The organism is Niallia taxi (assembly GCF_032818155.1).
GTDB classification, from domain to species: domain Bacteria; phylum Bacillota; class Bacilli; order Bacillales; family Cytobacillaceae; genus Niallia; species Niallia taxi_A.
This window is the reverse complement of sequence record NZ_CP102589.1, coordinates 168,760-195,061: the sequence shown is the minus strand read 5'-3', so window position 1 is coordinate 195,061 and position 26,302 is coordinate 168,760. Positions and strand designations below refer to the sequence as shown.

The window sequence follows — 26,302 nt, the reverse complement described above, 5'->3', positions numbered from 1 at the left end:
CCTTTTTTATTTAGTTTGGCATTCGTGAAGCAGAGCCGCCTTTAGACTGCTTTCTCTTTTCCATCAGTTTTTTGACGATAGGATAAATGACTGGAGCCCATTTAATAGCTGTTCTTATCATTTTCTTCATATCAATCACTCCTTTTTCTTATCTATTCCCAGCCAGAGGAATAGATAAACAAGCCAAAAAGAGGGAAAGTCAAGTGTTTTGGCTATAATATATATTGTATTTGCTGCTGAAAGAGCATATAGTTTTTATAGAATGAACTGCAACAATTTATGGTAATATTACGTCTAAATAGAAAGTATAGAGAATGAAGAAAAGGAAAGGGTAAAATGATGGAGAAAATCAAATCTCTGCTAGGAATGTTCTGGCGGTTTTGGAAAAGAAGACACTTAACACAAATTCTTTTGTTAGCATTGCTATTATTTGTACTAGTTTCTATATTATATTTCATGTATTTGGCAAGCCAAGCAAATGTAAGTACGTTGAAGGCTGGATTAAGCCAGGCTACCGTCATTTATGACAAAGACGGCGATGAGGCGACGGAAATAAAAACAGAAAGAACGGAAGGAATAGAGCTGAAGGATCTGCCAGACTATGTGCCGGGGGCAGTAGTCTCCATTGAGGATGAAAGATTCTACAGTCATAATGGTTTTGATTTAAAAGGAATAACACGGGCATTCTTTAAGAACCTTCTTGCTGGCAGTATAACGGGCGGAGGCAGCACAATCACACAGCAGCTTACCAAAAATGCCCTGTTATCTTCTGAACAGACATATAAACGAAAAGCAGAAGAATTATTTTTAGCTGTGGAAATAGAGAAGCACTACAGCAAGGATGAAATTCTCCAAATGTATCTTAACCACGTATATTTTGGGAGCGGTGCATGGGGAATAGATCAAGCAGCTAAAAAGTACTATAACAAAAACATCAAGGATGTTTCTATAAGCGAAGCAGCACTGACTGCGGGCTTGCTCCAAGCGCCGTCTGCTCTTGATCCGTATAAAAATTATGAAGGTGCGATTAAGCGGCGAAATGTAGTGCTTGGCAAGATGAAGGAGGAAAAAGTAATCTCGGAAGCTGAATATAAAAAAGCGATTGATGAAAAGATTGTGCTGGAAGACGGCGGAGGCTCGTTCATTGATAGAGATTATCCTTACTTTGTTGATTCAGTAATAGATGAGGCAATATCACAATATGGGCTCACCCAAGAAGAGATTTTAACAAGAGGCTATAAAATTTATACAGAAATGGACCAAAACCTGCAATCAACACTTGAAAAAACATTTGCGAATGACTCCTTATTTCCATCAAGCAGTGATGGAACATCTTCACAAGGAGGTGCTGTGTTGCTTGACCCTGAGACAGGCGGTATTAGAGGTCTTGTTGGAGGAAGGGGAGAACAGGTTTTCAGAGGATATAACCGTGCAACACAAATTAAGGTTCAGCCAGGATCAACAATGAAGCCGTTGGCGGTTTATACACCGGCACTAGAAGCAGGATATAAGACTACCTCTATTCTGAAGGATGAACCGTTTAAAAAAGGTGACTATGAGCCACAAAACTTTACTAAAACCTACCAAGGGGATGTACCGATGTATGAGGCACTGGAGAAATCCCTAAACGTTCCTGCAGTTTGGTTATTGGATAAAATAGGACTTGATAAAGGACTCGATGCTTTAGATCGATTCGGAATTCCGTATGAAAAGGATGATGAGTACTTAGGGATTGCACTTGGAGGAATGACGAAGGGGGTTTCCCCGCTGCAGATGGCAGAAGCATATTCTGCATTCCCAAATAACGGAGTTCGGATGGAAGGACATTTGATTACTAAGATTGTCGGGCCAACAGGCAATGTTATTGCAGAGTATCAATCAAATTCGACTAAAGTGACATCAAAATCTGTCGCGGAGAATATGACCTCCATGCTGTTGGATGTTATAGATTCAGGTACAGGTCAAGGAGCAAAGGTAACCGGTTTTGAAATAGCTGGAAAAACAGGTTCGACACAATTGGCTAACGCTAATCTGTCTGGTACAAAAGATCAGTGGTTTGTCGGCTATACGCCAAACTTAGTTGGAGCAATGTGGCTCGGCTATGACAAAACAGATAATCAGCATTATCTTAAGAGTAAAAGCTCAGGAGATGTCGTACCAATATTCAAAACAATCATGGATCAAGCAGTTCAGTATGTGGAGCCAGAGAACTTTTCTGTTATATCTGTGAGCGACCAGCTTGCAGGTAAAAAAGAGCGTACACAGAAAGTGGAAGAAACAAAAGAAGCAATCAAGGAAAAGGCAAAAGAAATTCAAACAACGATTGAAGAGAATTCTTCCAAATGGAGTCAAGTAGTAGATGAAATGAAGGAAGATGCAGGCGTTATCAGCGGGAAGCTGAAAGACAAATGGAACGAAATAATGGGTCAATAAAAACAAAAGGCTGGAACGAATTGTTCCAGCCTTTTATATATGATTTTCATGAAAAAAAAAGTATATATAATAGAAGCGTTTTGTTTGGGTAATAATGGTTACATATCCTTTTAAAAAAGTAGATGTGACAAGTTTATGGACATAGATTTTCATAGCCACATCTGCTATAATTACTGAGTTGGTATCTTCTTGGAAAATGTTTGCTAGATTAATGGCAAAACAAATGTGTTAATTGGAAAAAATATCCTTACGATTTTTGTCACATTTACATGCTTCGAGATATGATATCATCATACAGGTAGTAATAATAGTATTTTACCTATTTAAAATGAATGTTCTATGTCTAATTCTTGAACATTCTGTGAATATTTTAACATTTAAAAGTTAAATTGGAAGGAGATGCACTAAATGAAGTCAAAAAAAGGCTTATTATTATCACTTCTAGCGATTTTGCCAATTTTTGTACTTAGCGGCTGTGAGAGTATGGTTGTATTTGATCCAAAAGGCCCTGTAGCTAAAAGCATTATGGATTTAATTAACTGGTCGCTTATCTTTATGGCAATTATCGTAATAGTTGTTTTTGGTTTGTTCGGTTACATTGTTTGGAAATACCGTGCTAAACCTGAAAATGAAGGGTATGAACCGCCAGAGGAGCACGGAAGTACAGTGCTTGAAATTGTCTGGACTGTTATTCCTTTCTTAATCATTATTGCTTTGACAATTCCAACTGTCAAAACAATTTATGCAGTAGAAGATATTCCAAAGAATTACGAAGATCAGGAACCAGTTGTGATTAATGTCACATCTGCAGACTGGAAATGGATTTTCAGTTATCCAGAAGAGGGAATTGAAACTGTGAACTACGTTAAAATCCCTGCTGGTGTTCCGATTGAATTTAAATTGACTTCTGCTGGAACAATGCAATCTTTCTGGGTTCCACAGCTTGCTGGTCAAAAATACACAATGTATGGAGCTGAAACAGAGCTATACTTAGTTGCAGATCATACAGGTGAATATTTAGGCCAAAACACAAACTTCAACGGTAAAGGATATGCAGAAATGCAATTCAACGTAGAAGCTGAAACACAAGATGATTACAATGCTTGGGTAGATGAAGTAAAAGATACTGCTCCTAAGTTAACAGAAGATAAATATAAAGAATTGTTGAAGCCTACGCATTTAGGACGCATGACATTCTCTAATACACATTTAGAATGGATTGATCATGGTAAAGGCGGAACTTCTAACTATTACTTGAACCCTGAATTGTACAAAGTTCATGGTTACCAAGGTAAAATCTTCGATCATGAAGATGCAGACAGCGAAGAGAAAACTGATGGGGGTGAGCATTGATGGACATTAAGTGGAATGAAATCCTTGTTAAAGGAGACCCGTTGATCCTTGGCTCCCAAATCGGTATCGCATTGACGATGATTGGTGCTTTAGTTCTAATCACGTATTTGAAAAAATGGCGTTACCTATGGGATGAATGGATCACAACTGTCGATCATAAACGTATTGGTATAATGTACATTATTGTTGCGGTATTAATGTTCTTCCGTGGCGGTATTGATGGTTTAATGATGAAAGCACAAACAGCAGCACCAGACATGAAGTTCTTGGATGCACAGCATTATGATGAAGTATTTACAACACATGGTGTTATCATGATCTTGTTCATGGCGATGCCTGCTTTAATTGGTCTTATGAACGTTGTTATTCCATTGCAAATTGGAGCACGTGACGTTGCGTTCCCACAATTGAACGCTTTGAGCTTCTGGCTAACTTTCTCAGGAGCAATGCTTTTCAATATTTCTTTCGTAGTCGGTGGTTCTCCAGATGCTGGTTGGACATCGTACTTCCCGCTTGCAGGTAAAGAATTTACACCTGGAGTAGGTAATAACTATTACGCAATAGGCTTGCAGATTGCAGGGGCAGGTACATTGATGACAGGTATTAACTTTGTTGTCACAATCCTGAAAATGCGTACAAAAGGCATGACATTAATGAAAATGCCTATGTTTACTTGGACTGCTTTATTGACAAACGTTTTAATCATTTTTGCATTCCCAATTCTTACTGTTGCTTTAGCATTGATGACTTTTGACCGTATGTTCGGTACACATTTCTTCACTGTTTCAGGAGGAGGAAATGCAATGCTTTGGAACAACCTATTCTGGCTATGGGGACATCCTGAAGTTTATATCGTTGTTCTGCCTGCATTTGGTATGTTCTCAGAGATTATTTCGACTTTCTCAAGAAAAACATTATATGGATATAAATCTATGATTATTTCTATTGTCGGAATTGCAATCTTGAGTTTCGTTGTTTGGGTTCACCATTTCTACACAATGGGATCTGGACCAGTCGTTAACTCAGTATTTTCTATTACGACAATGTTAATCGCTGTTCCTACAGGGGTTAAGATTTTCAACTGGCTGTTTACAATGAGAAAAGGCCGCATCCAGTTTACAACTGCAATGCTATGGTCACTTGCTTTCATTCCGACCTTCACTATTGGTGGGGTAACAGGGGTTATGCTTGCAATGGCTGCAGCTGACTATCAATACCATAATACTTTATTCCTAGTAGCTCACTTCCATTATGTGTTGATTCCAGGGGTAGTATACGCGGTATTTGCAGGATTCTATTACTGGTGGCCAAAGATGTTCGGTCACGCATTAAACGAACGTCTTGGAAAATGGCATTTCTGGTTGTTCAACATTGGTTTCAACTTAACATTTATGCCTATGTTCTTCCTAGGCTTAAAAGGTGCAGTAAGACGTTCTTACACATTCTCTGTAGAGTCAGGGTTTGCACCATTATTCGCACTTTCCGCAGTAGGTTCATTGATTCTTGCGGCTGGATTCGCAGTATTAGTTTACAACATCTACTGGAGTGCACGTTATGCAAAACGCAATATTTCTACAGATCCATGGGATGCAAGAACTCTAGAATGGCATACAGCTTCACCTGTACAATTCTATAACTTTGCACAATTGCCTGAAGTTAAAACATTAGATGCTTTCTGGCACATGAAGAAGAAAGACAAAGATGCGTTAGTACTAAAAGAAAATGAATTAGAAGAAATTCATATGCCGAGCAATTCTGGGCTTCCATTTATCATGTGTGTAATCTTTGGCGCTGCCGGATTCTTCATGGTATTCGAGTGGATTCCTCTAGCAGCAATTGCGGCTGCATTTATATTTGTTGGCTTACTTGTTCGTTCATTTGATTATAATGACGGCTACCACGTGAAAGTCGACGACATCAAGAAAATTGAGCGTGCATGGAGGGATGAAAAATAATGGCTAAAGTAGATACTTCTTTACCGTTGGAGTACCAAACGGAACAGAACCGTCTTAATATCTTTGGTTTCTGGATCTTCCTAGGTGCTGAAATAGTCTTATTTGCATCATTGTTCGCCGCACACGGTTCTCTATACAATGCTTTTGCAGATGGACCTACTCCTAAAGATTTGTTTATATTAAAAGACGTTATGATTGAAACAATGCTACTATTAACAAGTAGTTTCACATGCGGTATTGCTATCTGGTATATGCGCCGCAATAATTTGAAAGGCTTGTTAATTTGGCTTATCATTACTTTATTGCTTGGTGCTGGGTTCGTATTCTTCGAGGTGACTGAGTTCATCCATTATGTTCATGAAGGTGCGAAAATGCAGACAAGCGCATATTTCTCAAGCTTCTTTGTTCTGTTAGGAACACACGGACTTCACGTTTCTATCGGTATTGGCTGGGCGATTGCGGTAATTATCCAATTGGCTAAACGTGGATTGACACCTACGACTGCGCGTAAAACGTTTATTATCAGCTTATATTGGCACTTCTTAGACGTTGTGTGGATCTTCATCTTCACATTCGTTTATCTAGCAAGGATGGTGTAATTTATGGCTAAACATAATAGCAGTTTTCCAACTGGCCACGTTGCAGGGTTCATCGTTTCTATATTGCTGACTTTTGCAACAGTAGGTGCTGTAAGATATACAGATTTGCCGTTTGTGACAATCATGTGGATTATTGGTTCTTTAGCAGTAATTCAAGCATTGCTTCAACTTTTCATGTTCATGCATTTGACTGAAGGGGAAGGCAAAATGCAATTAATCAATATTTTCTATGCGTTCTTCTGTGCGATTGTTGTCGCTGCAGGAACAATTTGGGTAATGACATCTGGACATGTTCATTACTAATAAGAAAAACCTCCGAGAAATCGGAGGTTTTTTTGTTGTTTTTATGCTAGTTCAATGGAACTAATTCGGAGGAAATCTATAAAAAATTGGGATTTTGTTCTATAAATCCCATTGACGTTAATAAAAAAAGTGTTAAAATCAATTTATAAATCTAAGTGATAATGAAAATCAGTTGAGAATTTATTAAACTACAATCAGTGTCTAAGGAGGGGAATAGAAAGAGGCTCTTGACTCAATCTACCATCAATGAAGATAAGATATTTAAGCATCATGTTAGTACTGTTATCGATTGCCTCCTTGTTTATAGGAGTAATTGATATTAATCCTCTAAGTATATTTCAATTAACAGAGGATCAGAAAGAAATTTTATTAATCAGCAGATTTCCTCGTCTAATAAGTATTATTATTGCAGGTATAAGCTTAAGCATTTGCGGACTAATTATGCAACAAATCACTAGAAATAAATTCGTGTCCCCAACGACTGCAGGGACAATGGACTGGGCAAGATTTGGCATCCTTATTGCGCTAATGATGTTCACTACTGCAACCCCAATTGTTAAGATGCTTGTTGCCTTCGTTTTTGCATTGCTTGGTACATTCTTGTTCATGCAAATATTAAATCGGATAAAATTCAAGGATGCTATATTTATTCCACTTGTTGGTTTAATGCTTGGAAACATAATTAGCTCGATTACAACATTCTTTTCTATGAAGCATGATCTTGTGCAAAACATGTCATCATGGCTCCAAGGTGATTTCTCACTGATTATGGAAGGAAGATACGAGTTACTTTACATAAGTATTCCAGTAGTCATTGTCGCATACCTATATGCAAATAAATTCACAATTGCTGGAATGGGTGAGGAATTCTCAAAGAATTTAGGTCTAAACCATAAGAGAGTTGTTAATATCGGACTTGTCATTGTGGCGCTTGTATCATCAGTTGTTTTGCTTACAGTCGGCATGATTCCATTCTTAGGTCTCATCATTCCTAATATAGTTTCCCTTTACAAGGGCGATAACTTGAAGAATAGCTTAACACATACAGCATTATTAGGAGCAAATTTCGTTCTTATATGCGACATACTTGGACGGGTTATCATTTATCCATATGAAATCTCGATAGGTGTGATGGTTGGGGTTATCGGAAGTGCTATCTTCCTTTATTTATTGGTAAGGAGAAAAACGTATGAATCAGCCTAAGACTAAACTTTTAATTCTTTCCATAATAGCTGTACTGCTTATTGCAGTATTCATGCTAATAAAGGTTAGTAGTGTGAACTGGGAATATGTGATGCCAAGGAGAGCAACCAAAGTATTAGCAATATGCTTGACAGGCGGATGTATTGCATTTTCATCAATGGTTTTTCAAACCATTACAAATAACCGAATCTTAACTCCAAGCATTCTTGGACTGGATTCTTTGTACTTATTTATCCAAACATTTGTGGTTTTCTTTTTCGGCTCACAAAGCTTAACGATGCTGAATAGTAATGTCAACTTTCTATTATCAGTTGGGTTGATGATTATTTTCTCAGTTGCTCTGTACTACTTGTTTTTCAGGAAAGGAAGTCAAAATATCCTGCTGCTTCTGCTTATTGGAATCATTCTTGGCAGCTTCTTCTCAAGTCTGTCATCCTTTATGCAGATGCTGATAGATCCGAATGAGTTTCTGATTGTCCAAGATAAAATGTTTGCAAGCTTCAATAGCGTAAATACAGATATATTGACTATTTGCATTGTAATTATTGCAGCTGTTGCTTTATATGTGTCGCGGTATAGTAAATTTTTCGATGTAATGTCACTTGGAAAAGAGCAAGCGATCAATTTGGGGATAGATTATGATCGTGTTGTTAGGAATATGCTTGTTGTCGTGGCAATTTTGGTCAGTGTTTCGACTGCACTTGTCGGACCAATTACCTTTCTAGGGTTGCTGGTTGTAAACCTGGCAAGGGAGTTTCTGAAAACATACAAACATAGCCAGCTTATTGCAGGTTCTATTCTGCTAAGCATTATAGCCCTCGTCGGCGGTTTGCTTATTGTAGAAAGAGTATTTACATTCTCCACAACAATCAGTGTCATCATCAACTTTGTCGGCGGCGTTTATTTCATCTATTTATTGTTAAAGGAGAGAAGAGCATGGTAGAGGTCAAGAATGTCAGTAAACAATACAATGGAAAAAGCGTCCTTGAAAATGTATCTCTTTCCATTGAAAAAGGAAAAATCACTTCCTTTATCGGTCCGAACGGTGCAGGGAAAAGTACATTGTTATCAATTATCAGCAGGCTGATTAAAGGTGACAGCGGTGATGTCTTAATTGATGGGCAAAGTGTTTTTACGACAAAAAGCAATGTGCTAGCAAAAAAAATATCCATTCTCAAGCAGAGCAACCACATAAATATTCGGTTAACTGTAAAGGAGCTAGTTAACTTCGGGAGGTTTCCATATTCTCAAGGAAGACTGACGAAAGAGGATAAAGCTGCTGTTGCAGAAGCAATTTCTTATATGGAGCTTGATGAGATACAGCATAAATATTTAGATCAATTGAGCGGCGGCCAAAAGCAAAGAGCATACATTGCAATGGTTATTGCTCAAGATACTGAATATATCTTGCTTGATGAACCGCTGAATAACCTGGATATGAAGCATTCAGTGCAAATCATGAAGGTTCTCAGAAGGCTTGTTAATGAGCTTGGCAAAACAGTGGTTATTGTTATTCATGATATAAATTTTGCCTCTGTCTATTCTGACAATATCGTGGCATTAAAGAATGGCAAACTTGTTAATGATGGACCTGCAGACAGCATTATTAATGAAGCTGTCTTAAAGGATATTTATGAGATGGACATGCAGATAGAGGAAATTAATAATCATAAAATCTGTGTCTATTTTGCTTAAAATTGTAAATTGTTGGCTGCAAAGAACAAACGAGGCTAATGGTAGTTATATTTAAAGCTGAAAGGAGGCAGTGCTTCTATGGAAAACTTAACACTAAGTCTCTTCGCCAGAAGATCCATAATAACACTACCATTAGTATAGTAATTCTTTCGTGACATTCTAGGAAAATGTCATTATGAATTACTAATATCTCAATCATAGGATATTCTGTTTATCATTGCAATCAATTTAATTTAAATAATCTAAATATAATAAATAGAGGTGTCTTAATTGAAGAAAAAATTAACGATTCTTTTTCTAGCATTAGTTATGGCTGTTTTGGCAGCATGTGGTAATACATCTACTAGCAGCAATTCATCTGACGAAGCAAAAGCAGCAGAAGAAATAACAGTTAAACATGAGCTTGGAGAAGCTAAAGTAAAAGCAAATCCAAAAAAAGTGGTTGTTTTTGATATGGGTATTTTGGATACATTAGACAAATTAGGTGTAGAAGTAGCAGGTGTACCTCAGGAAAATCTGCCAGAATATCTATCAAAATATGAAGATAGCAAATATACAAATGTTGGTGGTCTTAAAGAACCAGACTTAGAGGCAATCAGCGAACTAGCTCCAGATGTTATCTTTATTTCTGGCAGACAATCAGCAGCATATGAAGACTTAAGCGAAATTGCACCAACTGTTTATGTAGGTGTTGATACAACTAAATATATGGATTCATTTAAGCAAAACATGGAATTAGTTGGACAAATCTTCGGAAAAGAAGATGCAGTGAAGGAAGAATTAGCAAGCATTGATGAAACAATTACAGCACTTAATGACAAAGCAAAAGCAGTAGAAGGCAAGTCTTTAGTTGTATTAGTGAATGACGGCAGTGTGAGCGCATATGGATCTGGGTCAAGATTTGGAATCATCCATGATGTATTCGGTTTAGCACAAGCAGATGAAAAGATTGAAGCATCAACACATGGACAAAGTATCTCATTTGAGTATATTGCAGATAAAAATCCAGAATATCTATTCGTAGTGGATAGAGGAGCTGTTGTTGGCGGTGAATCATCTGCAGCTAAAGTGTTAGATAATGAACTTGTTAATGGTACAGATGCTGCTAAAGAAGGTCATATCATATACTTGAATCCTAGCTATTGGTACCTGTCAGGTGGAGGTCTAGTGTCAACAGAAGAAATGGCAAAAGAAATCGATGCTGGCATTTCAAAATAAAAAGCTATGAACAAGTAACCCAATTTGCTAAAAAGCAGATTGGGTTTTTTCATTTGCAATTTATGAAAATACGGCTATAGAGTTGCTTTTTCGTAAATTTAGATAGAAAATATAATAGATAAAGTATGTTGTAAGATGGACAAGGAGGAAAGTCATGAGTGTTCGATTTGGTATTATAGGAACAAACTGGATTACAGAATCATTCATACAAGCAGCAAGCATGGTGGAGGAGTTTACCTTGGCTGCTGTATATTCAAGATCAGAAGAAAAAGCAGCAGCGTTTGCGCAAAAATATAATGCGGAACAAATATTCACAAGTTTGACTGAAATGGCAGAGAGCGACAAAATTGACGCAGTTTATATTGCTAGTCCCAACTCACTGCATGCAGAGCAGTCCATCCTATTTCTAAACAACAAAAAACATGTTTTAACTGAAAAAGCTTTTGCATCCAATGTAAAGCAAGCTCAAGCAATGGTTAAAGCTGCTAAGGAAAATAATGTCCTGTTAATGGAAGCATTAAAAACAACGATGCTGCCAAACTTTAAGGTGATAAAAGAAAATTTACATAAGATAGGGAAAGTTAGGCGAGCTTTTGCGAGCTATTGCCAGTATTCATCAAGATATGATGCTTACAAGGAAGGAAATATCCTTAATGCATTTAAACCAGAATTCTCTAACGGTGCATTGATGGATATCGGTGTTTACTGCATTTATCCAATGGTCGCATTGTTTGGAAAACCAGAGTCGGTTAAAGCATCTAGTTACATGCTGGACAGCGGCGTTGATGGGGAAGGCAGCATCATAATGTCCTATGCAGAAATGGATATTGTGCTGATGTACTCAAAAATAACAAATTCTCTTATCCCATCAGAAATTCAAGGTGAGGATGGCAATATTCTTATCGATCAAATGAATACACCGCAAAAGATAGAAATAGCTTATCGTAATGGGGAAAAAGTTGATGTTTCTATTCAGCAAAAAGAAGAGACTATGTATTACGAGGCAAAGGAATTCATTGATACTATTCTTGCTGGCAAGTCAGAATCTGCCATAAATTCACTTGATTTATCAGTAGCAGTAATTGAAATAATGGATGAAGTGAGAAGACAAACGGGAATTGTGTTCCCAGCAGATGAGAAATAACAGTTGCTAGGAAAAACTTAAAATGGCTTTTGCTGTTTTAAGAGAAATAATTGAAAGCGTTCTTATTAGAGATGAAATGGGGGAGAAATGCATGAAATTATTTGGTGCAATAGAAGCTGGAGGAACAAAGTTTGTTTGTGCTGCTGGTACGGAAACAGGGGAAATTAAAGAGAGAGTTTCCATTGCTACAACAACACCTGAAGAAACAATGCCAGAGGTAATTGCTTTTTTTAATAAACATAAAGTAGAAGCGATCGGCATTGGCTCCTTTGGACCGATTGACGTAGATAAAAATAGTCCAACGTATGGAAACATCACGACTACTCCGAAGCTTGCATGGCGAGATTACCCTTTATTAAGATCAGTGCAGAAGGAGTTTTCCATTCCAATCGGCTTTAATACAGACGTTAATATAGCGGCTATGGGTGAAGCAGTTCTTGGTGCAGCAAAGGGTCTTGACAGCTGCCTGTATATAACGGTTGGAACTGGTATTGGTGCAGGAGCATATATTCAAGGCGAGCTATTGCAAGGGTTAACGCACCCTGAGATGGGCCATATCCTTGTAAGAAGACACCCAGAAGATAGCTATAAAGGAAGATGTCCATATCATGGTGATTGCCTTGAAGGTCTAGCTGCTGGTCCTGCGATTGAAGAAAGATGGGGAACAAAAGCAGCCGAACTGAGCAACAACGACAAGGTTTGGGAAATGGAAGGTTATTATATTGCTCAAGCCCTTATGCAATATATATTAATCCTATCCCCGAAAAAAATCATCCTCGGTGGAGGAGTCATGAACCAAGAACAGGTTTTAGAATACATTAACACGTATCTGAAGGAATTTTTAAATGGCTATTTAGAATTTCCACAAGTATCAACAGAAATGGGAAGCTATATTGTAAGACCAGGATTAGGTGATAATGCTGGTATTACAGGCGGTTTACTGCTGGCGAAAAGAGTTTATGAGGAAAGTAAATAACCAATAAAAACGTTAAGCCCCTATCATAGGGGCTTATTTATTTTTTTCTCTAACTGAACAAGATAAAGTCCGTCACAAGGGGTAAAAGTGTTTGTTATTTCGAACCCGAATTGCTGATAAAGCCTGACAGCAGGTGTGTTTTTCATTGCGGTACATACATAAATTGGTTTGTCTTGATCGACTATTAGACTTCTCAGCATATTAGCAGCAATCCCTTGGCGAAAGTAGTCTGGATGGACAACAAGTCTGCAGATGAGTATGCTTTTGTCTGTTTCCTCGTAGGATAAAACACCTGTCAGAATTCCATTTACCATCCATCCTAAAAACACTTCCTTACTTGATTGGATATGGTGTACATCCTCTTGTAAAGGAGGAAGATCGTAATAACCGATTATTTCTGCTTCCACATTGTAGGACTGTTTTTGTAATGTAAGAATTTTAGCTGCAATTGATCTATCTGATTGCTGTAAACTTTTAAGCATATAGATTCTCCTTGTTTGTTTATTTCTAGTATACAGCTTGTGAAAAAATTTGAAATTATGAACAAACTATTTCTTAAACATTAACATTCATTTAAACATGTCAGAGAACTGTTGCAGTAAAACGGGAAAGCAGGTTTAATTAATAAAAAAGCAAGTGACGGAGGGCAGCAAATATGCAAGTTTTAGTAATAGAAGATAATGTTGGTGTTTGCTCCATGTTAGAAATGTTTTTTGGAAAAGAAGACTTTAAAGGAGTATTCCTGCATGATGGTTTAGAAGGATACAAGCATTTTATAGATAATGAGTATGATATGGTTATTTTAGATTGGATGCTGCCGAGTATGGATGGGATTACAGTATGCCGTAAAATAAGAGAAGTAGATAAAAATGTGCCAATAATCATGCTGACAGCAAAGGATACGGAATCCGACCAAGTATTAGGGTTAGAAATGGGCGCGGATGATTACGTGACAAAACCTTTCAGCCCATTGGCGTTGACTGCGAGAATGAAGGCGATTGTAAGAAGACAAGCAAAGGAAAAAAATAATTTGGAAGACGCAATAGAAACGAGTATCATTAAGATTAATAAGGAAACACGGGAAGTATTCATCTCAGATAAACTCATTTCTAATCTTACTCCAAAGGAATTCGACCTTTTGTCTTTTTTTGCACAGCATCCGAAACAAGTCTTTTCAAGGGATCAAATACTTGAGCGAGTATGGGGCTTTCAATTTTACGGAGATGATCGTACAGTAGATGTCCATATCAAAAGATTGAGAAGAAAAATTGGCCGTGATAACCAGCCATTCTTCCATACTGTATGGGGAGTTGGCTATAAATACGATGAAACGGTGGTCATAAATGAGAATTAAGTACTTATACCAGCAGCTGATCAGCCATATTAGTGTCATTGTAGTTGCATTTTTAGTTGTAAGCATTGCCTCGACTCATTTTGTTGAGAAGGTAGTACTTACTATTAAAGGACAAGAGCTGTATGACTATGGCATTAATATTCTCACAGATTTACAAGGAAACCAAATGCAGTCTTCTGCTCAGGACACACTGCTGAATTATGCAGATGTTCTGAAAAGCAGAGGTGTGACATTTGGCATTTTTGACACACAGCAAAATGTTATTGCATCTGTTGGGAAAAGAATTAATATCACGGATGAAGAATGGAATGCCATTAAGGATGGAGAAAACAATAAAGTTATTAAAAGCAGTACGAGACGAGGCAATCAGGAAGTTACATTAGTTGCCATTCCTTATAGTGTTAATGGAGAGGTAGCAGGTGGAATATTGCTTACCGCCCCTTTAAGTGATTCAAAGCAGCTCATCAATGAAATAAACAAATACCTTGTGTATTCTGTATTTATTGCATTTGGTGTGGCGCTGTTACTCAGTGTTATATTATCTAGAATTCATGTTAGACGAATTAAGAAGCTTCAAGAAGCGACAAGTCTTGTTGCGGTTGGAGATTATAGCGTTAGGGTACACTCATCTAATTTTGATGAAATCGGCGAATTGGCGAGTGACTTTAACTCAATGGTTGACCGTCTCCGTGTTTCGAAGGAAGAAATAGATGCACTAGAAAACCGAAGAAGGCAATTCATGTCAGATGTTTCCCATGAATTGAAGACACCTTTAACAACCATTAGCGGTGTCATTGAAGGACTTAACAATAACATGATCCCAGAAGCGGAAAAAGGGAAGGGGATTACACTCGTAAGCCAGGAAACAAAAAGACTGATCAGACTTGTCAATGAAAATCTCGATTATGATAAGATACGTTCTAATCAGATTGTGCTCATGAAGGAATCCATTCAGCTTGCCGAAGTCCTTGAAATTATTCAGGAGCAGCTCTATACGCAGGCAATAGAGAAGGAGTTGGCTATTAATGTGGATGTTGCCGATAATGTTTACATTTATGCAGACTATGACAGGTTAATCCAAATCCTCATGAATATAACAAAAAACAGTATTCAGTTTACTGATGCAGGTGAAATCTGGCTAAGGGGCAGAGCAGATGATGGCTTCACGATTATAGAAATAGAAGATACTGGTATTGGAATGGACCCGGCAGAAATCGAAAACATTTGGAAAAGATTCTATAAGGCTGATATTTCAAGAACAAATAATCCATACGGGGAGTTTGGGTTGGGCTTGTCCATTGTCAAACAGCTTGTCCAATTCCACCATGGTACAATTGAAGTAAGCAGCCAAAAAGGAACTGGAACGAAATTCACCATTTATTTTCCTATTGAGCATAAATAATAATTGCTTCTGATCATGCTGGATAAATTATCTCAGCATGACAGAGCTTTTTTTTCTATCTGCCAGCAAACTGGCTATAATTTCTCCTTTTCGTCCCTGATTATTCTATGTCTATTAAAACTTTGTTAATAATTTATTCATATATAAGTTTTATTATATAAGCATGAGATAAATAAAATAACTAACTTCTTCTTATAGATGATACACAATGAAAATAATTATAGGAGGTATATATGATGAATGAGTTTGATAAAAACAAAGATAATGTGAACGGATTAAATGAGTTTGAAACGGAAAAGGATACTTTAAACAGTGCGGACCTTTCAAAAAGTAGAGAGGAAAGTTCTTCATTCGAAGCAAATGGCATAAATAAGCTAGAAGAAAAGCAAGAGACAAAAGCAGAAGAACAAGAAGTAAAAGCAGAGGGTCAAGAATTTACAAACGAATATCCTCAAACAGCAAGCTTTAATAAGGCAGATGAGTTAGTTCGTGATTACGAAAGAGTAATGAGCGATGGCACTGATGAGAGCGCGGCTGCTGAACAACAGATTCATGAGAATAAGACGATGACTGCCGCTGCTGCAACTGCTGATCAACAGCCTGCTGGTAAAAGAGGCAAGGAACGACCATCATCAGGCAATCCTAAATGGAAAGGCTTCTTTTCCTTATTAGCTGCAGGTGTTGTAGGCTCTGCTTTAACATTTGTAGCGATTCCTCATACAGATTTACTTGATGGAAAATATACTAAACTGGAACAGCAGGTGGAAGATTTGAGCAGTAAAGTAAGCAGCAATAGCAGCTCAAGCGATATTACAGCACAGACAACATCAGCGACAGCCTCTGACAGCAGCTCTCCCTCTATTGCAGATATGGTCGAGACATCTTCTAAGGCTATTGTTGGTATTGTGAATGTGCAAAAGCAGGCGACAAATCAATTTTCACAAAGCACAACCACGGATTCTGAAGTTGAATCTGGATCAGGATCTGGTATCATCTTCAAAAAGGATGATAAATATGCTTACATTGCTACAAACAATCATGTTATTGAAGGGGCAAATTCTTTAGAAATCTCCCTTTATAATGGTGATAAAACAGAAGGTAAATTGATTGGGGCAGATGCACTGACAGACTTAGCTGTTGTCAGAATTGATGCGAAATATGCTACAGATGTTATTGAATTCGGAGATTCATCAACACTTCGCCCAGGTGACCAAGTTTGGGCAATCGGTAACCCGCTTGGACTTGATTTATCGAGAACGGTAACACAGGGAATCGTGAGTGCAGTGGACAGAAGCATAACTGTTAATACATCTGCTGGCGATTGGGAGTTCAATGTTATTCAAACAGATGCTGCTATCAACCCTGGTAACAGTGGCGGAGCATTAATTAACTCTGCTGGTCAAGTTATCGGTATCAACAGCTTGAAGATTTCAGAAGATGGAGTAGAGGGGCTTGGCTTTGCGATTCCAAGTAATGACTTGCTTCCAATCGTCAATGAAATAATTGAAAGCGGTGAAGTGGAGCGTCCGTATATCGGCGTCGGTTTAGCAAGCTTAGAGGAAGTTCCGCAAATGTACCTGCAAGATCTTCCTGACTCTGTCACAAAAGGTGTTATGGTAACAAATATTGATTCCAACTCTGCAGCTGCTAAAGCAGGCCTTGAAGTACAAGATGTAATCATCTCTATAAACGGAACCGATTTAGATGGCTCCTCTGATTTGAGAAAATATCTTTACACAAAGGTAGATATCGGCGATAAAGTTAAATTAGTCGTGTATCATGATGGAAGCAAGAAAACTGTAGAACTGACTTTAACAAGTAATAGCGGCAGCTCCAACTAAACTTGCAGCATAAGAAATAATACTAAAAATCTCATCTGGTAAAAATAATAAAAATCAGATGGGATTTTCTATTTTTGTTAATATTTTTGTAATATTTTTATGGTATGATGTATTTTATGTGATAGTAAAATTATCATATCAATTATGATAGTTTTAGTTGATTAAAATATTGTTTAGAGAGGAAACAGGATGAAAAACAAAAAGATCATTTTACCCATTTTAGGAATTGTATTAATAGCATTGATCGTTGTTGCTGTTATTCTAGTACAAAAGAGTAACACAGTGGCATCTGTCGAGGGAGAAAAAATTACGCAGAATGATTTGGATGAAGCATTGAACAAGCAGTATGGTACTTCTATCCTTCAAACATTGATTGCAAATAAAGTAGTTGACCTTGAAGCGGAAAAAGAAAAAATTAAGGTTACTGATAAAGAAAAAAAGGCAGAGCTTGATGATCTTATTGAATCTTCAGGCGGCGAGGATGCCTTTAATGCTGCATTAGAAGCAAACGGCGCATCAAAAGCCGATATTGAAGAGGAACTATTGCGTTACTTGAAGATCAAGAAGTTGCTTGAGCCAAGAATTGAAATCACTGATGATCAAATTCAAGCATACTTCGATGAAAACAAAGCAAGCTTTAATACTCCTGAGCAAGTAGAAGCAAGCCATATTCTTGTTGCAGATGAAAAAACAGCTAAAGAAGTGAAGAAAAAGCTGGATGACGGCGAAGACTTTGCTGACCTAGCAAAAGAATACTCTACTGATACAGCAACAAAAGAAAACGGCGGTGAGCTTGGTTACTTCTCATCTGGACAAATGGTTGAAGAATTCGAAAAAGCTGCATTCTCAATGGATGTTGATGAAATTAGCAACCCTGTAGAAACAACTAACGGCTGGCACATCATTAAAGTAACAGGTCATAAAGATGCAGTTGAAGCTAAGTTGGACGACCATAAAGACGAAATTAAAGATACACTATTTGAGACACAAATGAACACAGAGTACAGCACATGGTTGACGGAAATCCAAGCAAAATACGATATCGATAACAAATTAGACACTAGCAGCAAAACAGACACCACTTCAAGCGCTAGCTAATTAAAAAAGAGAGACTTACCTTTTTAAGGTAAGTCTCTTTTTTTAATTAAAGGGCTTGATATCAATATTTTCAGGCAGTTGGAATGGATTAGTGCTGTTAATATGATCTGGGAACAAAATCCCGTTTAAATGGTCGATCTCATGCTGAAATACGATTGCTTCATAGTCTTTTAGTTTAATTTTTACTTCCTTGCCATTAATGTCGAAGGCTTTCACTGTTATTCTTTGATAACGGGGCACAAAGCCAATAACAGGGCGATCAATGGAAAGGCAGCCTTCGCTGTCAGGAAGGTATATCATGCTTGTGGAATGGCTTATTATTTTCGGATTAATAAGCATATATTCAAAGTTATTGCCATTTTGGCCTTTAATAAAAGCAGCAAACATTCGCTTGTTTAGTCCGATTTGGTTTGCTGAAATGCCCACCCCTGGACGAAGCTTGTATTTTTTTGCTAGGCTTGGTTCTTGGCTGTTTTTTAAATATTGTAGCATACAGAGAAGCTCTTCCTTATCCTCCTCAGATGGCGGCAATGTCAGCTCTTTTGTTTTTTCTCTTAATATATCTGCGCCTTCCCTTACGATGTCACTCATAGTAATTACATAAGATTGATTAAACTTGCTCATTAAATGATCAACTCCATATTTTGTCCTTTAAGTCGAAAAACCATATATGTAAAATAGCAAAAGAACGGCCGGAAGTCTAATGCTAATTTACTGTGTTCATGTAAAAAAAATGCTAATAAGTCTCATTTAAAGATAAAAAAATTACATAAATTATGAAACGAAGGAAAAGATAGGAGGGATAGATATTAAAGGAGGATTCATTATGAAAAAAATAGTGATAGTCGGATTATTGACACTTGGTTTAGCGATGCCTAGCTTTATACATACAGCAAAAGCTGCCCCGGAAAACCCGCCAAGCCATCATCAGGCTCCAGAGGAAGACCAGGCATTCATTAAGAAGATGGCCGAAAGCTTAGGAATAAAAACAGATGGAAAAGATGGAGAAGCACTTAAAAAAGAGATTCATGAAGCTTTAATTAAAAAAGAGGCAAAAAATCTCGGTATAAAAACAGACGGAAAAGACATGAAGCAAATTGCTGCAGAGGTACATGAGAAAAGATTACAGGCAGAAGCAAAAAAACTTGGAATTAGTACAGAAGGGAAAGATCCAAGTACCTTGATGAAGGAGCTGTACGAAGCGAAAATCATGCAAAAAGCGAAAGAGCTGAACATTAAGACAGATGGTAAAACATTGGAACAGCTCAGCAAAGAAGTAAGGGAACAGCTTATTTTATCAGAAGCAAAAAAATTGAACATTAAAACAGACGGAAAAGATTTAAGAGCACTTGCAAATGAAGTAAGAGAAATGCAAATTACAAATGCAGCAAAGAAGCTTGGTTTAGATACTAAGGATAAAACACCGAAGGATTTGCTGAAGGAAATGATGATCAACCATCCAGATGAGGTAAAAAAGCTAAAGCTGCTGCCATTTCATGAAGGACCGATGATGGGACATCATAAAAGAGGAAAAGAAGCAATTGAAAACTAAAGTGAAAGGGCGCTGTCTTACAGGCAGCGTCTCTATAGTGTCCATAGTATTTTAATGTACTCTGTATTTTTATACAGTAGCCAGTTGGATGATAAATGGACTATGAAACGGAAAAATAGATGGAAAATTTTTAATAAAGGGAGTATTTGGAAGTATAACTACTTCCATACAAAGTTATTTAATGTATTTATTTTCCATTGTTATACGTAATTACTACTGGTGTTCTATATATTGAAATGATAGTTTTTACCTATTAACAATTTCATTTCTCAATCCTAATATCTATTTTTGTGAAAAATATGCATAAATGAATGTTATTTTCGTTAATGATTAGTATGCTTATTTTAAAGGGGTCTGTCTTTATATCATAATAGATAGAAATAGGATATAAGTCAGCCTGACAAACTATCGAAAAAGGGAGCAGCATTAGGAGGAATAAATTTTGAAACAATATTCCAAACTACGAATTACCGAAAAAGATCAAAATATATACAACGCTTTGTGTGATTTGTATAAGGAAAAGAGCGAGGAAGCTGGCATAGGTCCAACTGAGATAGGGATAAGAGTTGGTAGGGATTCTTATGACGCCTCTGCTTACTGCAATGCTTCATTAAAAAAGCTTATACACTTCGGGAAAATAGAAAAAGTCGAGAATGGAAAGTATAGGCCGTTAGAAAAAGAATAAGTTGATTTAGCTGAGGAGGATTTTGCATATGCAAGGTCTTCTTTTTTTTGTTTTAATATTGCAGTGGAATTTAAATAATGTATAATAGACGTTGCGAAACTAAACATAAAGTTTAGTTTGAATAAACTTTTATGACTTTGAGTTTACTATTTCTAAACTAAAAAGTAGGTTAAAAATATGGATATTGGTAAAAAGATAAAGAACTTACGTTTGAAAAAGGGTTTGACGCAAGAAGAGTTAGGGGAAAGGACAGATTTAAGCAAAGGTTATATATCACAGCTGGAAAGGGACTTGAGCTCCCCATCGATTGAAACCTTTTTTGATATTTTGGAGGTATTGGGCTGTTCCCCAAAAGACTTTTTTGATGATGAAGAGAGAAGGCAGAAGGTTGTTTATAAAGAAGAGGATGTCACTGATTTCTTTGATGAAGAAAAAGGATATCATATTCAATGGCTTGTGCCGGAATCTAATGAGAAGGAAATGGAGCCAATTAGGCTCAGCTTTAACAAAAAAGGAGAATTTAAGAAGTTCGAGCCATCCCTTTCAGAAACATATGCATATGTGATAGAGGGAGAAGTCTTGTTAAAGCTTGGAAAACAGGAATATAGGGCAAAAAAAGGTGAGTCCATTTATTTTCACGCGACAGATGAACACCAGTTTTTTAATATTGCAGACGGTATATCAACGCTTTTACTTGTAGCGACCGATTCTTACTTATAAAGCTTGTTATTTAAAATTAAAAATAGTGTAAAGGAGATTATTATGCCAAGTGAATCAATAATCAGGTTTGAGAACGTAACGAAAGCCTATGACCAAAATACGACTGTACTTGAAAATGTCAGCTTTGAAATAGAAAGAGGCAAATTTTATACACTTCTTGGTCCATCAGGCTGTGGCAAAACAACAATCCTGCGTCTTATCGCTGGATTCATGGAGCCGACAGAGGGTAATATCTATTTTCATACAAAAGTAATGAATAAAATCCCTGCCAACAAAAGACAGGTAAATACAGTATTTCAAGACTATGCGCTATTTCCTCATTTAAATGTTTTTGAAAATGTAGCCTTTGGCTTGCGCATCAAAAAGCTAAAAAAACAGGAAATTGAAAAGCGAGTAAAAGATGCTTTGCGCTTCGTAAACCTGGACTCATATGAAAACAGAGAAATCAGTGAAATGTCTGGTGGTCAGAAGCAGCGCGTTGCTATCGCAAGAGCAATTGTAAATGAGCCGGAAGTTATTCTTCTCGACGAGCCTCTTTCTGCATTGGATTTAAAGCTGCGGACAGAGATGCAGTATGAATTAAGAGAGCTTCAGCAAAGGCTGGGCATTACCTTTATATTTGTTACACATGACCAGGAAGAAGCATTGGCGATGTCCGATGAAATTTTTGTATTGAATAAAGGGAAAATCGAGCAAAGCGGCACACCAACAGATATTTATGATGAGCCGATAAACCGATTTGTTGCTGACTTTATCGGAGAGTCTAATATCGTTTCAGCAAGAATGGAAAAAGACTTTGTCGTCCATTTTGCCAGCAAAACATTTGAATGTGTTGACCAAGGCTTCCATGATAATGAAACGGTTGAGGTTGTGATTCGTCCCGAGGATTTAAACATCACTTCCCCAGAAGCAGGAAAGCTAAAGGTAAAGGTAGATTCTCAATTATTTAGAGGAGTCCACTATGAAATAGGCGGATATGATGAGGAAGGGAATGAATGGCTTGTTCATTCTACAAAAAAAGTAGTTGTTGGAGAGGAAATCGGACTGGATTTTGAAAAGGAAGCAATCCACGTTATGAGAATAGGAGAAACAGAAGAAGAGTTTGATCGACGCCTTGAGGCATATGATGATGATGGTGCAAATGATGAAGAATAAGTCAAAATGGTATACGATTCCCTATTACTTATGGATTGCGCTGTTTGTAATTGCTCCAGTGCTATTAATTGTTTATTATTCATTTTTTGATATTGAAGACAAACTTACTCTCAGCAACTACGCTAAGTTCTTCACACCAGTCTATTTGAAAATGACGCTGAATTCCTTCTGGTATGCGTTTTTAATAACGTTTTTCTCTTTAGTCATTGCCTACCCTACTGCATATATATTGACGAAGACAAAGCATAAGCAATTATGGCTGCTGCTTATTATTTTGCCGTCGTGGATTAACCTGCTTTTGAAGGCTTACGCATTTTTAGGGATATTTGGAACATATGGTGCTACAAATGAGGTGCTTGAATTCCTTGGAATCGGGAAACAGCAAATCCTGTTCACAGATTTTAGCTTCTTGTTTGTCAGTGTATATATCTTTATTCCATTTATGATATTGCCAATCTTTAATGCACTGGAGAAGTTAAATCCTACTCTTGTTGATGCCTCAAAGGATCTTGGTGCATCCGCTTGGACGACTTTTGCGAAAGTCATTTTTCCATTAACAGTTGACGGTGTTAAGTCAGGCTGTCAGGCAGTATTTATTCCTGCACTATCTTTATTCATGATTACAAGACTAATTGCAGGAAACAGGGTTATTACACTAGGAACAGCTATAGAGCAGCATTTTCTGATAACGCAAGACTGGGGAATGGGTTCAACGATTGCTGTATTCCTAATCATTATTATGATTGTTATCATGATGTTGACAGGAAGTAAGAAGGAGAGGGGAGTAAGATGAAGAAACTGTCAAAGATATCTGTACTATATTTAGTTTTAGTTTTTATCATTTTATATGCCCCGATCTTTTATCTGATTTTTTATTCCTTTAACAGCGGTGGCACAATGAATAATTTCCAGAACTTCACATGGAAATGGTATAAAGAGCTGTTCCAAGACACAAGGCTGCTTGTAATTGTGTTAAACACAGTTATTATCGCACTTTTATCAGCATCCATTGCCACAATCATTGGTGTTTTTGGAGCCATCAGCATTTCTATGATGAGAAGAAAACAGCTAAGAAATACAATCCTTTCTTTAAACAATGTATTGATTGTAAGTCCTGATGTTATCATCGGTGCGTCCTTTTTAATTTTCTTTACAATATTGGGAATCAAGCTTGGCTTTGTGTCTGTGCTATTGTCGCATATTGCCTTTTGCATACCGATAGTGGTTATAATGGTGCTTCCGAAGCTTCAGGAAATGAGCCCAACATTAATGGATGCTGCATTTGACCTTGGCGCAAGCTGGAGGGAAGTCCTTTCTAAAGTTATTCTTCCCTATATTGCTCCAGGTATTTATGCTGGATTCTTTATGGCTTTGACATATTCATTGGATGATTTTGCGGTTACTTTTTTCGTAACAGGAAATGGTTTCTCTACTCTGTCTGTAGAAATTTATTCACTGGCTAGGAGAGGTATTTCCCTTAACATAAATGCTCTGTCAGCCCTGCTGTTCTTCATTACGCTGTTACTTGTCATCGGTTATTATTTCGTTTCCAAGCGAGCAGTCAGAAGACATAAAACGGGGGTGAACCAATGAAGGGGCTAATAAGAGGTTTGGCAGCAGCCTTTATCTTATCAGCTGTACTTATGTTAGTTGTTCACCAAGTAAACAGCAGCAGAGGGTATGCAGGCGGCAATACGTTAACTGTCTACAACTGGGGAGATTACATTGATGCCGACCTTATTGATAAGTTTGAAAAAGAAACAGGGATAAAGGTAATTTATGAAACCTTTGACTCTAATGAAGCAATGATGACAAAGATAGAACAAGGCGGCACAAACTATGATGTTGCCATTCCATCTGAATACATGATTGATAAGATGAAGGAAGAGAATCTCCTGCTTCCAATCGATCATTCAAAAATTTCAAACCTTAAAAACATTGACGATAGATATTTAAATCTTTCGTTTGATCCTGATAATAAATATTCCATTCCATATTTTTGGGGAACGGTAGGAATTGTTTATAATCCAAAAATGCTTGGAGGGAAAAAGATAACCTCCTGGAACGATTTATGGGATAGTGACTTAAAAAATCAAATTATGCTTATCGATGGGGCAAGGGAAATTATGGGGATGAGTCTAAATAGCTTACATTATTCTCTTAATGATAAAGATCACGACCATTTAAGAGAAGCAAAAGAGAAGCTTGATACTTTGACACCTAATGTCAAAGCAATCGTCGGAGACGAAATCCGAATGCTGATTGAAAATGAAGAAGCGGCCATTGGTGTATTATGGTCAGGCATGGCCGCGGAAGTCATGTGGGAAAATGAAGATGTAGAATATGTCGTTCCAGAGGAAGGTTCTAATCTTTGGTTTGATAATATGGTTATCCCGAAAACAGCGAAAAATATTGATGGAGCACATAAGTTTATAAACTTTATGCTTGATGCAAAAAACGCCGCGCAAAATACAGAGTATGTTGGTTATTCAACACCGAATAAGGCAGCAATGAAATATTTGCCTGAAGAAATTATCGGTGATAAACGCTTTTACTTGGATGAGGAAATGATCTCTAAACTCGAAGTGTATGAAAACCTTGGGCAGCGTTCGCTTGCTGAGTATAATGATTTGTTCCTTGAATTTAAAATGCATCGGAAATAATGAATGTCGACTTAGCTATAATGCTGAGTCGACTTTTTTTGTTGTTGTTTAATCTGGGGATGAAGTCAGGCTAAGAAGAAAATACTAAGAAAAAAAGAGGTGCGCTTATGGGAAAATCCTTTATTCTATGTTGCTTGCTTACGTTTACCTGTTTGCCTGTATATGCTGCAAATGAGGAGAATCAGGTGAAAAAAGAGCTTGCGATCGTTATTGATGACTTCGGAAACAACATGAGAGGGACAGAGGAAATGTTAAATTTGCCTGTGCCAATTACCGTTGCGATTATGCCTTTTATGTCCACAAGCAGAGAGGATGCCATCCAAGCACATAAAAAAGGACATGAGGTAATAGTTCATATGCCGCTCGAGCCAAAGCACGGTAAAAAAAGCTGGCTTGGTCCCGGAGCTATTACAACAAATTTAAGTGATGAAGAAATCAGAAAAAGAGTGTCATCAGCAATTGATAATATTCCTTATGCAGTCGGAATGAATCATCATATGGGTTCAAAGGCTACTGAAGATGAAAGAGTTATGAGGATTATTTTAGAGGAATGTAAAAAGCATGATCTATTTTATTTGGATAGTAAAACGACCGGGAAAAGTGTTGTAAAAAAACTTGCGGAGGAATTGCAGGTTCCCTATTTAGAGAACAATATGTTTTTTGATCATATATATTCCAACCAGCATATTCAAAAGCAGGCAACCAAGCTTGTAGAAAATCTTAATAATAAGAAGGAGTATATCGCAATAGGCCATGTTGGTATATCAGGTCCTGCGGTTGTTACGGTGTTAAAACAATATATCCCTGTCTATCAAAAGGACGCAGATATAGTACCATTATCCACATTGGTGGACGGGTATGAACTGCTTGATACAGATTTACCGTAAAGACATGTTAAAGCAGCGGGCAGTATCATTACGCTATGCCTCCAGACAGCATATTACGCTGATATC

At 37.3% G+C, this 26,302-nt stretch carries 26 protein-coding genes; 23 read left to right on the top strand and 3 right to left on the bottom strand.

Going from position 1 to position 26,302, the window contains the following annotated elements; genetic code table 11:
* Positions 1-10: 10 nt before the first annotated feature.
* Positions 11-130: a hypothetical protein gene (locus NQZ71_RS00950; protein ID WP_235856680.1), complete on the bottom strand. Its 120-nt coding sequence runs from the start codon at positions 128-130 to the stop codon at positions 11-13.
* A 209-nt stretch (positions 131-339) separates the two neighbouring features.
* Between NQZ71_RS00950 and NQZ71_RS00945 the strand changes: the two genes are divergently transcribed.
* The 11 genes from NQZ71_RS00945 to NQZ71_RS00895 all read left to right on the top strand — a co-directional run bounded on the left by NQZ71_RS00945 (position 340) and on the right by NQZ71_RS00895 (position 12,879).
* Complete coding sequence (locus tag NQZ71_RS00945) at positions 340-2,433, top strand: transglycosylase domain-containing protein (RefSeq protein ID WP_317011716.1); 2,094 nt, start codon at positions 340-342, stop codon at positions 2,431-2,433.
* 408 nt (positions 2,434-2,841) lie between these two features.
* Positions 2,842-3,786: a cytochrome aa3 quinol oxidase subunit II gene (gene qoxA / locus NQZ71_RS00940; protein ID WP_144457406.1), complete on the top strand. Its 945-nt coding sequence runs from the start codon at positions 2,842-2,844 to the stop codon at positions 3,784-3,786.
* Positions 3,786-5,741 carry a cytochrome aa3 quinol oxidase subunit I gene (gene qoxB / locus NQZ71_RS00935; protein WP_144457539.1) on the top strand — a complete coding sequence of 652 codons (1,956 nt, stop codon included), beginning with the start codon at positions 3,786-3,788 and terminating at the stop codon, positions 5,739-5,741. Before qoxA ends, qoxB begins: the two co-directional genes overlap by 1 nt.
* Positions 5,741-6,340: a cytochrome aa3 quinol oxidase subunit III gene (qoxC, locus tag NQZ71_RS00930; protein ID WP_144457404.1), complete on the top strand. Its 600-nt coding sequence runs from the start codon at positions 5,741-5,743 to the stop codon at positions 6,338-6,340. The genes qoxB and qoxC overlap by 1 nt, the downstream gene beginning before the upstream one ends.
* Positions 6,341-6,343: 3 nt before the next feature.
* Positions 6,344-6,643, top strand: coding sequence for a cytochrome aa3 quinol oxidase subunit IV (qoxD, locus tag NQZ71_RS00925; RefSeq protein ID WP_144457402.1), 300 nt, complete (start codon positions 6,344-6,346; stop codon positions 6,641-6,643).
* A gap of 246 nt (positions 6,644-6,889) precedes the next feature.
* A complete protein-coding gene (locus NQZ71_RS00920) occupies positions 6,890-7,846 on the top strand; it encodes an ABC transporter permease (protein WP_144457400.1) in 957 nt (318 codons plus the stop codon).
* Complete coding sequence (locus tag NQZ71_RS00915) at positions 7,833-8,789, top strand: iron chelate uptake ABC transporter family permease subunit (RefSeq protein WP_144457398.1); 957 nt, start codon at positions 7,833-7,835, stop codon at positions 8,787-8,789. The genes NQZ71_RS00920 and NQZ71_RS00915 overlap by 14 nt, the downstream gene beginning before the upstream one ends.
* Complete coding sequence (locus NQZ71_RS00910; RefSeq protein WP_144457396.1) at positions 8,783-9,541, top strand: iron ABC transporter ATP-binding protein; 759 nt, start codon at positions 8,783-8,785, stop codon at positions 9,539-9,541. Before NQZ71_RS00915 ends, NQZ71_RS00910 begins: the two co-directional genes overlap by 7 nt.
* 270 nt (positions 9,542-9,811) lie before the next feature.
* Complete coding sequence (locus tag NQZ71_RS00905) at positions 9,812-10,759, top strand: siderophore ABC transporter substrate-binding protein (protein ID WP_275009641.1); 948 nt, start codon at positions 9,812-9,814, stop codon at positions 10,757-10,759.
* Between the two features lie 154 nt (positions 10,760-10,913).
* Positions 10,914-11,903 carry a Gfo/Idh/MocA family protein gene (locus NQZ71_RS00900; RefSeq protein WP_317011195.1) on the top strand — a complete coding sequence of 330 codons (990 nt, stop codon included), beginning with the start codon at positions 10,914-10,916 and terminating at the stop codon, positions 11,901-11,903.
* A 91-nt stretch (positions 11,904-11,994) separates the two neighbouring features.
* Positions 11,995-12,879, top strand: a complete 885-nt coding sequence (locus tag NQZ71_RS00895; protein WP_275009665.1) for an ROK family protein — start codon at positions 11,995-11,997, stop codon at positions 12,877-12,879.
* Positions 12,880-12,902: 23 nt separating this feature from the next.
* On the opposite strand, the gene NQZ71_RS00890 is transcribed toward NQZ71_RS00895, so the two are convergent.
* Positions 12,903-13,361: a GNAT family N-acetyltransferase gene (locus NQZ71_RS00890; RefSeq protein ID WP_275009639.1), complete on the bottom strand. Its 459-nt coding sequence runs from the start codon at positions 13,359-13,361 to the stop codon at positions 12,903-12,905.
* 173 nt (positions 13,362-13,534) lie between these two features.
* Here NQZ71_RS00890 and NQZ71_RS00885 point away from each other — a divergent pair, with 173 nt between their 5' ends.
* The 4 genes from NQZ71_RS00885 (at position 13,535) to NQZ71_RS00870 (ending at position 18,574) form a co-directional block, all read left to right on the top strand.
* Positions 13,535-14,233, top strand: a complete 699-nt coding sequence (locus NQZ71_RS00885) for a response regulator transcription factor (RefSeq protein ID WP_144457387.1) — start codon at positions 13,535-13,537, stop codon at positions 14,231-14,233.
* Positions 14,223-15,635: a sensor histidine kinase gene (locus NQZ71_RS00880; RefSeq protein ID WP_317011194.1), complete on the top strand. Its 1,413-nt coding sequence runs from the start codon at positions 14,223-14,225 to the stop codon at positions 15,633-15,635. The genes NQZ71_RS00885 and NQZ71_RS00880 overlap by 11 nt, the downstream gene beginning before the upstream one ends.
* A gap of 233 nt (positions 15,636-15,868) precedes the next feature.
* Complete coding sequence (locus tag NQZ71_RS00875; protein WP_317011193.1) at positions 15,869-17,476, top strand: S1C family serine protease; 1,608 nt, start codon at positions 15,869-15,871, stop codon at positions 17,474-17,476.
* 189 nt (positions 17,477-17,665) lie between these two features.
* Positions 17,666-18,574: a peptidylprolyl isomerase gene (locus tag NQZ71_RS00870; protein WP_317011192.1), complete on the top strand. Its 909-nt coding sequence runs from the start codon at positions 17,666-17,668 to the stop codon at positions 18,572-18,574.
* A gap of 42 nt (positions 18,575-18,616) precedes the next feature.
* Here NQZ71_RS00870 and def read toward each other — a convergent pair whose 3' ends face one another.
* On the bottom strand, positions 18,617-19,198 hold the full coding sequence (gene def / locus NQZ71_RS00865) for a peptide deformylase (protein ID WP_275009635.1): 582 nt from the start codon (positions 19,196-19,198) through the stop codon (positions 18,617-18,619).
* 202 nt (positions 19,199-19,400) lie between these two features.
* On the opposite strand from def, the gene NQZ71_RS00860 reads away from it, so the two are divergent.
* From NQZ71_RS00860 to NQZ71_RS00825, 8 genes are all read left to right on the top strand, one after another.
* Positions 19,401-20,126, top strand: a complete 726-nt coding sequence (locus NQZ71_RS00860) for a hypothetical protein (protein WP_275009634.1) — start codon at positions 19,401-19,403, stop codon at positions 20,124-20,126.
* Between the two features lie 442 nt (positions 20,127-20,568).
* Positions 20,569-20,811 (top strand): hypothetical protein, encoded by a 243-nt coding sequence (locus NQZ71_RS00855; protein ID WP_144457377.1) that lies wholly within the window; start codon positions 20,569-20,571, stop codon positions 20,809-20,811.
* Positions 20,812-20,988: 177 nt separating this feature from the next.
* Positions 20,989-21,531, top strand: a complete 543-nt coding sequence (locus tag NQZ71_RS00850) for a helix-turn-helix domain-containing protein (protein ID WP_144457375.1) — start codon at positions 20,989-20,991, stop codon at positions 21,529-21,531.
* 42 nt (positions 21,532-21,573) lie between these two features.
* On the top strand, positions 21,574-22,686 hold the full coding sequence (locus NQZ71_RS00845; RefSeq protein WP_144457373.1) for an ABC transporter ATP-binding protein: 1,113 nt from the start codon (positions 21,574-21,576) through the stop codon (positions 22,684-22,686).
* Positions 22,673-23,479: an ABC transporter permease gene (locus NQZ71_RS00840; protein WP_144457535.1), complete on the top strand. Its 807-nt coding sequence runs from the start codon at positions 22,673-22,675 to the stop codon at positions 23,477-23,479. Before NQZ71_RS00845 ends, NQZ71_RS00840 begins: the two co-directional genes overlap by 14 nt.
* Entirely contained in the window at positions 23,476-24,279 is an 804-nt protein-coding gene (locus NQZ71_RS00835; protein ID WP_144457371.1) for an ABC transporter permease, read from the top strand. The genes NQZ71_RS00840 and NQZ71_RS00835 overlap by 4 nt, the downstream gene beginning before the upstream one ends.
* The gene (locus tag NQZ71_RS00830; protein ID WP_144457369.1) at positions 24,276-25,349 is read left to right on the top strand and encodes an ABC transporter substrate-binding protein; all 1,074 of its coding nucleotides are present in this window, start codon (positions 24,276-24,278) and stop codon (positions 25,347-25,349) included. Before NQZ71_RS00835 ends, NQZ71_RS00830 begins: the two co-directional genes overlap by 4 nt.
* Before the next feature lie 107 nt (positions 25,350-25,456).
* Positions 25,457-26,236, top strand: a complete 780-nt coding sequence (locus NQZ71_RS00825; RefSeq protein ID WP_144457367.1) for a divergent polysaccharide deacetylase family protein — start codon at positions 25,457-25,459, stop codon at positions 26,234-26,236.
* Positions 26,237-26,302: the final 66 nt, after the last annotated feature.